Annotated in this window: 10 protein-coding genes; all 10 read left to right on the top strand. The window is 71.8% G+C overall.

The window, feature by feature from the left end; all coding sequences use genetic code 11:
• The coding region (locus ABD211_RS25865; protein ID WP_344137190.1) for a hypothetical protein at nucleotides 1–465 on the top strand (465 nt) is incomplete at its 5' end.
• 124 nt (nucleotides 466–589) lie between these two features.
• Entirely contained in the window at nucleotides 590–934 is a 345-nt protein-coding gene (gene flgB, locus ABD211_RS25860) for a flagellar basal body rod protein FlgB (RefSeq protein ID WP_344137188.1), read from the top strand.
• On the top strand, nucleotides 934–1,329 hold the full coding sequence (gene flgC / locus ABD211_RS25855) for a flagellar basal body rod protein FlgC (RefSeq protein WP_344137186.1): 396 nt from the start codon (nucleotides 934–936) through the stop codon (nucleotides 1,327–1,329). The genes flgB and flgC overlap by 1 nt, the downstream gene beginning before the upstream one ends.
• Nucleotides 1,330–1,653 carry a flagellar hook-basal body complex protein FliE gene (fliE, locus tag ABD211_RS25850; RefSeq protein WP_344137183.1) on the top strand — a complete coding sequence of 108 codons (324 nt, stop codon included), beginning with the start codon at nucleotides 1,330–1,332 and terminating at the stop codon, nucleotides 1,651–1,653. It abuts the gene before it with no gap.
• Nucleotides 1,653–3,281, top strand: a complete 1,629-nt coding sequence (gene fliF, locus ABD211_RS25845; protein ID WP_344137180.1) for a flagellar basal-body MS-ring/collar protein FliF — start codon at nucleotides 1,653–1,655, stop codon at nucleotides 3,279–3,281. Before fliE ends, fliF begins: the two co-directional genes overlap by 1 nt.
• A gap of 32 nt (nucleotides 3,282–3,313) precedes the next feature.
• Nucleotides 3,314–4,333, top strand: coding sequence for a flagellar motor switch protein FliG (gene fliG / locus ABD211_RS25840; RefSeq protein ID WP_344137177.1), 1,020 nt, complete (start codon nucleotides 3,314–3,316; stop codon nucleotides 4,331–4,333).
• Nucleotides 4,317–5,018 carry a FliH/SctL family protein gene (locus tag ABD211_RS25835; RefSeq protein WP_344137174.1) on the top strand — a complete coding sequence of 234 codons (702 nt, stop codon included), beginning with the start codon at nucleotides 4,317–4,319 and terminating at the stop codon, nucleotides 5,016–5,018. Before fliG ends, ABD211_RS25835 begins: the two co-directional genes overlap by 17 nt.
• Entirely contained in the window at nucleotides 5,015–6,337 is a 1,323-nt protein-coding gene (locus ABD211_RS25830) for a FliI/YscN family ATPase (RefSeq protein ID WP_344137171.1), read from the top strand. The genes ABD211_RS25835 and ABD211_RS25830 overlap by 4 nt, the downstream gene beginning before the upstream one ends.
• A complete protein-coding gene (locus ABD211_RS25825; RefSeq protein ID WP_344137168.1) occupies nucleotides 6,334–6,774 on the top strand; it encodes a cell envelope biogenesis protein TolA in 441 nt (146 codons plus the stop codon). Before ABD211_RS25830 ends, ABD211_RS25825 begins: the two co-directional genes overlap by 4 nt.
• On the top strand, nucleotides 6,771–7,730 hold the full coding sequence (locus tag ABD211_RS25820) for a transglycosylase SLT domain-containing protein (RefSeq protein ID WP_344137165.1): 960 nt from the start codon (nucleotides 6,771–6,773) through the stop codon (nucleotides 7,728–7,730). The genes ABD211_RS25825 and ABD211_RS25820 overlap by 4 nt, the downstream gene beginning before the upstream one ends.
• Nucleotides 7,731–7,834: the final 104 nt, after the last annotated feature.

Genomic DNA, 7,834 nt, shown 5'->3' with positions numbered 1-7,834 from the left:
GGCGCGAGGCGCTGCGTGCCGCCACCGCGGCCACCGCCGCGGACGCCGCCGGGCGCGCCGCCATCGCCGCCTGACGTACCGAAGAAGATCGTGATAGTGGTCGACGACTTCCAGCACGCCTGGGTGGCCGCGCTCGAGGCACTCGAACTCGACGTCGCGGCCGCCGAGGCGCTGCTGCGCGCCGACCACGTCGACCCCACCCCGGTGCTGGCCCCGCCGTCCCCGGTGACCGGCGCCATGTCACCACCCCCACCGGCGGCCGCCGGCTGGCAGCCGCCCGCCGGCCTCGGCCCGCTGCCGCCGCAGTTGCGCGAGCGCGCCCAGGCCGTGCTGCGCCGCCAGACGCTGGTGGCCGAGCAGCTGGTCCGCCACATCGCCACAAATCGCCAGCAGGCGGCGTTCGCCGCCCGGCTGGAGACCGGCCGGTCCGCCCACCGGCCGGCGTACGTCGACCGCGCCCTCTGAGCGGCCCGGTCCGGTGACCCCCGTCTCACTGACGGGTGGGTCAAGAAAAGCTCAAGCAGCAGCCACCACCGCCGAACAGTCATCCGGACGGGGTTCTCCCGCCCGCGTGCGAATGGAGGCAGTGGTGTTCGACGATGTCTCGTCAGTGACCTTGAAGGTCGCGCTCGATGGCTTGTCGCAGCGGCAGAAGCTCATCGCCGACAACATTGCGAACATCGAGACGCCGGGGTACCTCGCCAAGAAGGTCAAGTTCGAGGACGCCCTGCGATCGGCCGCGGAGAGCGGCGACCCGGGCAGCGTGACGCCGACCGTGGCCCGCTCGCTTGAGCCGACCCGGGAAAACGGGAACAACGTCAACCTCGATGAGGAGACGCTCTCGAACGTCGATACCAACCTGCGCTACCAGCTCGCGGTCAACGCGATGGACGGCAAGTACAAGCTGATGCGCGAAGTTATCAAGGGGCAGTAATGACCTTGTTCAACGCGATCGGCATCGCGGGCAGCGGCGTGACGGTGTACCGCAAGTGGCTCGATGCCGTGTCCGACAACCTCGCCAACATCAACAACGTCACCTCGACGGACGGCGAGGCGTTCCGCGCCAAGTACGTCATCGCGCAGGAGGCCGCCGACGGCAACGGCGCGCAGGTCGGCGGAATCGTCGAGGGCAGCGCTGAGGGTCGGCTCGTCTACGAGCCCACCCACCCCCTGGCCGACGCCGAGGGGTACGTCCGCTACCCGGACATCGACCTGACCAGCCAGATGGGTCAGCTGATCATGGCGCAGCGCGCGTACCAGGCAAACCTCACCGTCGTCGACCGCGCCCGCGAGTCGTACCTGGCCGCCCTGCAGCTCGGGAGGAGCTAAATGACCGCCCCTATCGCCCCCATCTCGGCGGCCATGCCGGTCGCGGCCATCGCGCCGGTCTCGACCGCCGACCTGACCGGGGCAGCGCCTGTCGCGGGCTCCGGCGGGGACTTCGCCACCAAGCTCGCTGAGGGCCTGCAGAGCCTGCAGGACCTGCAGACCAGGTCGAGCGACCTGGCCGTGAAGGCGGCCACCGGCGACCTGACCGATGTGCACGACTACACGATCGCGGCTGCGGAGGCATCCATCGCCACCCAGCTCACCGTCGCTGTCCGTAACAAGGCCGTCGAGGCCTTCAACGAGATCATGAGGATGCAGGCCTGATGCTCGACCGGCTACCGAAGTCGCTGCGGCGCCTCCTGGCGACGTTCGGCTCGTTCAGCCCGGGTCAGAAGGCCGTCACCATCGCGGGCGTCATCGCCCTGGTGGTGGGCGGGTTCTTCTTCGCGACCTGGGCGTCGAAGCCCGCATACGCGCCGTTGTTCTCCAACCTCTCGAGCGCCGACGCCGGCGCCGTCGTGGAGGAACTGTCCGCCGAGGGCATCGCCTACGAACTGGCCGATGGCGGCCAGACCGTCATGGTGCCCAAGGAGTCCGTGTACGAGTTGCGGGTCAAGCTCAGCGGCAAAGGCCTGCCCGCCGAGGCCGACAGCGGATACTCGTTGCTGGACAAGCAGGGCATCACCACGTCGGAGTTCATGCAGCACGTGAGCTACCAGCGGGCCCTCGAGGGCGAGCTGGCCAAGACCATCGGCGCGATCGACGGCATCAAGTCGGCGAACGTGCACCTGGTCATCCCGCAGAAGGACGTCTTCTCCGACGACGAGAAGAAGCCCACCGCGTCGGTGCTGGTCACCGAGCAGACCGGCCAGAGCCTCGACCAGGGTCAGGTGCAGGCGATCGTCCACCTCGTGTCCGCCAGCATCGAGGGCCTCGACGCCGACCAGGTCACGGTGGCCAACTCCAACGGCACCGTGCTGTCGACCGGCGGTGGCGAGACCCCCGCGGCGGCCGGCGACCTGCGGTCCCAGCAGACCACGGAGTACGAGAAGCGGCTCAACAGCGCGCTGCAGGCGATGCTCACCAGCGTGGTGGGCCAGGGCCACTCCGTCGTGACGACCACCGCAGACCTGGACTTCGACCAGACCGAGACGAAGACCCAGCGGTACACGGCCGACAAGGACACTCCGCCGCTGTCGCAGCACCGCAAGACCGAGGCGTACAACGGCACCGGCGGCGCCGCCGGCGGCGTGCTGGGTCCGGACAACATCCAGGTGCCGAACAACGCCGCCAACGGTGACGGCACCTACACCTCGACCGATGAGACCACCAACAACGCCGTCGGCGTGGTCACCGAGACCCGAAAGTCCGCGCCGGGCAATGTGCGCAAGCTCAGCGTCTCGGTCCTGCTGGACTCCACCACGGCGACGGCGGTCAACACCGGCGAGGTCGAGAAGCTGGTCTCCTCGGCCGTCGGCCTGGACCTGGGGCGCGGCGACTCCATCGCCGTGACGAGCATGCCGTTCGACGACTCCGCCGCCGAGCAGAGCGCCGCCGAGCAGGCTGCGGCCGCCCGGGCGGAGCAGGCCAAGCAGCTGGATGAGTACGTCCGGGCGGGCGTCCTGGGCGTGATCCTGCTGGTGCTGCTCTTCCTGGCCTGGCGGTACAAGCGCCGCGCCAACAAGCGTGCCGGCCTGAGCAAGGCCGAGCGGGCGCAGATCGAGCAGATGCAGGCGGAGCTGGCCAAGGCGAAGGCCCGCGTGGAAGCGGCCGAGCGGCTGGCGGACGCCAAGGAGGCGGCCAACAACCCGACTGTGCCGGTGGTCGTTCCGTTGGAGTTCGACGTCGACGAGCTGCGCGCGCGCCAGCGTGACCTCACCGTCCTCGCCGAACGCAAGCCCGCCGAGGTCGCGCAGCTGCTGCGCGGCTGGCTCGCGGAGCGTCGCCCATGAGCGCGACCGCAGCTCAAGAAGGAGTCGCCCCGGTGACCACCCCCCCGGTTCCGCAGATGACCGGCCTGCGCAAGGCCGCCATCCTCATGGTGCAGATGGGCAAGGAGCACTCCGCGCGCATCATCAGCCGGCTCCGCGAGGCTGAGGTCGAGGAACTCACCTCGGAGATCGCGCGGATGAGCTCGATCGCGCCGGAGCAGGCCCGCGCCGTGCTGGACGAGTTCCACTCGCTCGCCATGAGCAGGCACCTCACCACGCACGGCGGTCTGGAGTTCGCCCGCGAACTCCTGGAGGCGTCGCTGGGCCCGGAGCGGGCGGCCGAGATCCTCAGCCGTCTGGCGGTCCCCATGCCGGACATGCCCTTCGGCTTCCTGGCCCACGCCGACCCCCGGCAGGTGCTGTCGTTCGTGCAGCACGAGCACCCGCAGCTGATCGCGCTCGTGCTCGCCCACGTGCCGGCCATGCTCGCCTCGCAGATCCTGTCGGGCCTGGAGGCCGAGCTGCAGGCGGACGTCGCGCACCGCATCGCGGTGATGGACCGCACCTCGCCGGAGATCATCCGGCAGGTCGAGTCCGCGCTGGAGCGCAAGCTCTCCTCCGTGCTGCAGCCGACGGAGCTGTCCACGGTCGGTGGCCTCGAGCCACTCGTCGAGATCATCAACCGGACCGACCGGATCACCGAGCGGCTCATCCTCGACGGTCTCGAGGGTCGCGATCCGGAGCTCGCCGAGGAGATCCGGCGTCGGATGTTCATGTTCGACGACGTCATCCACCTCGACGACCGCGCCGTGCAGCTCGTCATGCGTCAGGTCGACAAGACCGACCTCGCCACGGCCCTCAAGGGCGTCAACGCCGAGGTCCGCGAGAAGGTGCTGCGCAACCTGTCCGAGCGGGCCGGCGAGGACCTCAAGGACGAGATCGACATGCTCGGGCCGGTGCGTCTGCGCCAGGTCGAGGAGGCGCAGGCCAAGATCGTCCAGGTCATCCGTGCGCTCGAGGATTCGGGCCAGGTAGAGATCCACCGGGTGGATGAAGATGAGTACGTCGCCTGACCTGCCCCGCGCCGGCTCGGCCGTGCGCGGTGAGACGGCGGACGCGGCGAGCGCCGCGCAGTTCGACGTCGACCTGCGCGGCGGCAACCGGGCCATCGGCGAGCTCGCCGAGGCGGCCCGCGCCGCCGCGCAGACCGCCGGCTACGCCGACGGCTGGGCGCAGGGGCAGCGGGCGGCCCGGCTGGCCGCCCAGGCGGCCCTCGCGCAGTCGCAGGCCGTGGCTGAGGCCGCCCAGCAGGCGCAGCTCGCCGCGCTCGACCAGGCGGTCGGTGCGGTGGCCCGCGCCGCGACCGCATTGGAGGCCCGGGTCACCCCCATGGCCGAGGACCTGGAGGACATGATCATGGGCTTCGCCGTTGACCTGGCCGAGGCGCTGCTCGCCCGCGAGCTGTCCGATGTCGGCGTACGCGCCGCCGAGGCGGCCCGCCGGGCAATGGCGCTCGCGCCCGCGAGCTTCCCGGTGACGCTGCGTCTGCACCCCGAGGACCTTCGTACGCTCGGCGGCGACCGGCCGGCCGAGTACCAGTTCGAGGGGCGGCAGGTCCGCCTCATCGCGGACCCGACGCTGGAGCCGGGTGACGCGATCGCCGAGTGCGGCGCCACGACCATCGATGCGAGCCTCGCCGAGGCGCGTAACCGGGTGCGGGCCCTCCTCGACCCGAACGTCGGGCAGGTGGGCCGGTGACGCCGCTGCTGCGCGAGCGCGTCGGCGACATGACGCGGGCGGCGGCGCCGCGCAGCTTCGGCCGCGTGACCACCGTGGTCGGGCTCCGCGTGACCGTCGAGGGCGTCGACGCGCGCCTGGGCGACCTGGTGCGTATCGGCAGCGACCGTGACGCGATCTTCGCCGAGGTCGTCGCCATCGACGGCGAGCGCCTCAACTGCCTGCCGCTGGGCCCGCTGCACGGCATCGGGGCGGGCAGCCCCGTGCTGGCCACCGGCGGACCGCTCATGGTCCCGGTCGGCGGGGCACTGCGCGGCCGGGTGCTCGACGGCCTCGCCCGCCCGATGGACGGCGGCGAGCCGTTGCGCGGCTGCGACTGGGTGGCGCTCGACGCGGCCCCGCCGCCCGCGCTGGACCGCCAGCGCGTCCTCGCGCCGATGACCCTGGGCGTGCGCGCGCTGGACACGCTCGTGCCGTGCGGTCGCGGGCAGCGGATGGGCATCTTCGCCGGCTCGGGCGTCGGCAAGTCCAGCCTCATGTCGATGATCACCCGCGGTACCACCGCCGAGATCACCGTGGTGGCGCTCATCGGCGAGCGCGGCCGCGAGGTGCGGGAGTTCATCGAGAACGACCTCGGGCCCGAGGGCCTGGCGAACGCGATCGTCGTGGTCGCCACGTCCGACCAGCCGCCACTCGTGCGCCTGCGCGCGGGTTTCGTGGCCACCCGCATCGCCGAGTGGTACCGCGACCAGGGCAGCGACGTCCTGCTGCTGATGGACAGCCTCACCCGTACGGCCATGGCGCAGCGCGAGGTCGGGCTGTCCGTGGGCGAGCCGCCGGCGACCCGTGGGTATCCGCCGTCCGTGTTCGGCACCCTCGCCAGCCTGCTGGAGCGCGCCGGTCCCGGCGCGGTCGGCAGCATCACCGGCCTGTACACCGTGCTCGTCGAGGGTGACGACCACAACGAGCCGATCGCCGACGCCGCCCGGTCCATCCTCGACGGGCACATCGTGCTGGACCGGCGGCTCGCGACGGCCGGGCACTTCCCGACCATCGAGCCGTTGGACTCCATCTCCCGCGTGGCCAACGCGGTCACGACGCCGGAGCAGCGGGCGCAGGCGACGGCGCTGCGCCGCCTGCTCGCCGCGCACCGCGAGGTCCGCGAGCTCGTGGAGATCGGCGCGTACGTGCCCGGCACCAACGCCGAGGCCGACATCGCCCGCGCCAAGTGGCCGGAGATCCAGTCGTTCCTGCGTCAGGACCTGGCGGAGACCACCTCCGCCGAGGCGGCCTGGGCGCATCTGCAGAGCCTGCTCGACGCTTCGGAGGTAAGCCTGTGACGCAGAAGTTCCGCCTGTCATCGGTGCTGCGTGCCCGCCGCGCCGCGGAGGACGTCGCCAAGGGCGCGGTGCTGCAGGCGCGGGCCGCCGTGCACGAGGCCGACGAGGAGATCGCCCGGCGCGAGCAGGCGCTCGACGAGTCGTCGGCGCCCGAGGGTGGCAACGCCTGGGCCGTGGCGGCGTCGCTGGCCGCCCGGCAGTCGCTGGCCGCCAGCCTGGCCGCCGCCCGTCAGGTGCGGCAGAGCTCCGAGGAGCTGGCCGCCCGGCGTACCGACGAACTGGCCGACGCCGCCAAGGCGCGCTGGACGGTCGAGAAGCTCGCCGAGCGGCACGAGGCCATGGTCCGCGAGCAGGAGCTCAACGCCGAACAGCGCGTGGTCGACGAGCTGTCCATGACCGCCCACCAGCGCCGCGGCGCGACGGGGGTGACGGCGTGACCGGACTTGTTGATGTGATCAGCCGGATTCAGCAGATCCAGACGCAGCTCGGCATGACGCCCGTCGCGTCGAAGGCCACGACGGGGACGAACGCGGCCAACTTCGCCCAGGCGCTCACCGCCGCCACGGACGCCAACGCCAGCACCACGGGTAACGGGACGTCCGGCACGGACGTGGTGAACGCGGCGAAGAAGTACCTCGGCGTGCCGTACGTGTTCGGCGGGACCGACCCGGCGACCGGGCTGGACTGCTCGGGCCTGGTGCAGCGGGCCTACCGCGACCTGGGCATCGAGCTGCCGCGCATCGCCGCCGACCAGGCGCGCGAGGGCACCCGGGTGGCCGACCTGAACCACGCCAAGCCGGGCGACCTGCTCGCCTTCAACAGCCCGGTGGACCACATCGCCATCTACGTCGGCGACGGCAAGATGATCGCCGCGCCGCAGCCCGGAGAGAACGTGAAGATCCAGGACGTCTACCAGACGCCGTCGGCCATCCGCCGGATCATTCCCGAGCCGACCACCGCGAACCCCGCCACCTCGGTACGCCCGGCGAGCCTCAGCGGCGCGGGCGACCTCGCCGGCGTGCCCTACGCGAACCTTTTCACCAAGGCCGGTGAAAAGTACGGCGTCTCGCCCAAGCTGCTCGCGGCCGTGGCGAAGGTCGAGTCCGGGTACAACCCCAACGCGGTGAGTCCCGCCGGCGCGCGGGGCCTCATGCAGCTGATGCCCGCCACGGCGGCCGGCCTCGGGGTGAACGCGTTGAACCCGACCGAGGCTGTCGACGGCGCGGCCCGCATGCTGTCGAGCCTGCTCAAGGAGTTCGGCTCGCAGCCGCTCGCGCTGGCGGCCTACAACGCCGGCGGCGGCGCGGTGCGCAAGTACGGCGGCATCCCGCCGTACGCGGAGACCCAGGCCTACGTCCCCAAGGTGCAGGCGGCCCTGGCCGCGCTCGGATAGGTGATCGCATGACTTCCTCGACTGTGACCCCGTCGGCCGTGCGGCCGGACGTGGCCGGCCCCGGCGCCGCCGGATCCCGCGCCGCCGGCCGCGGGTCGGTCGCC

This window comes from Luedemannella flava, from assembly GCF_039528515.1.
In the GTDB taxonomy this organism is placed as follows: Bacteria; Actinomycetota; Actinomycetes; order Mycobacteriales; family Micromonosporaceae; genus Luedemannella; species Luedemannella flava.
Note: the sequence above shows the minus strand (reverse complement) of the source record. Positions and strands in the feature narration are given on the sequence as shown.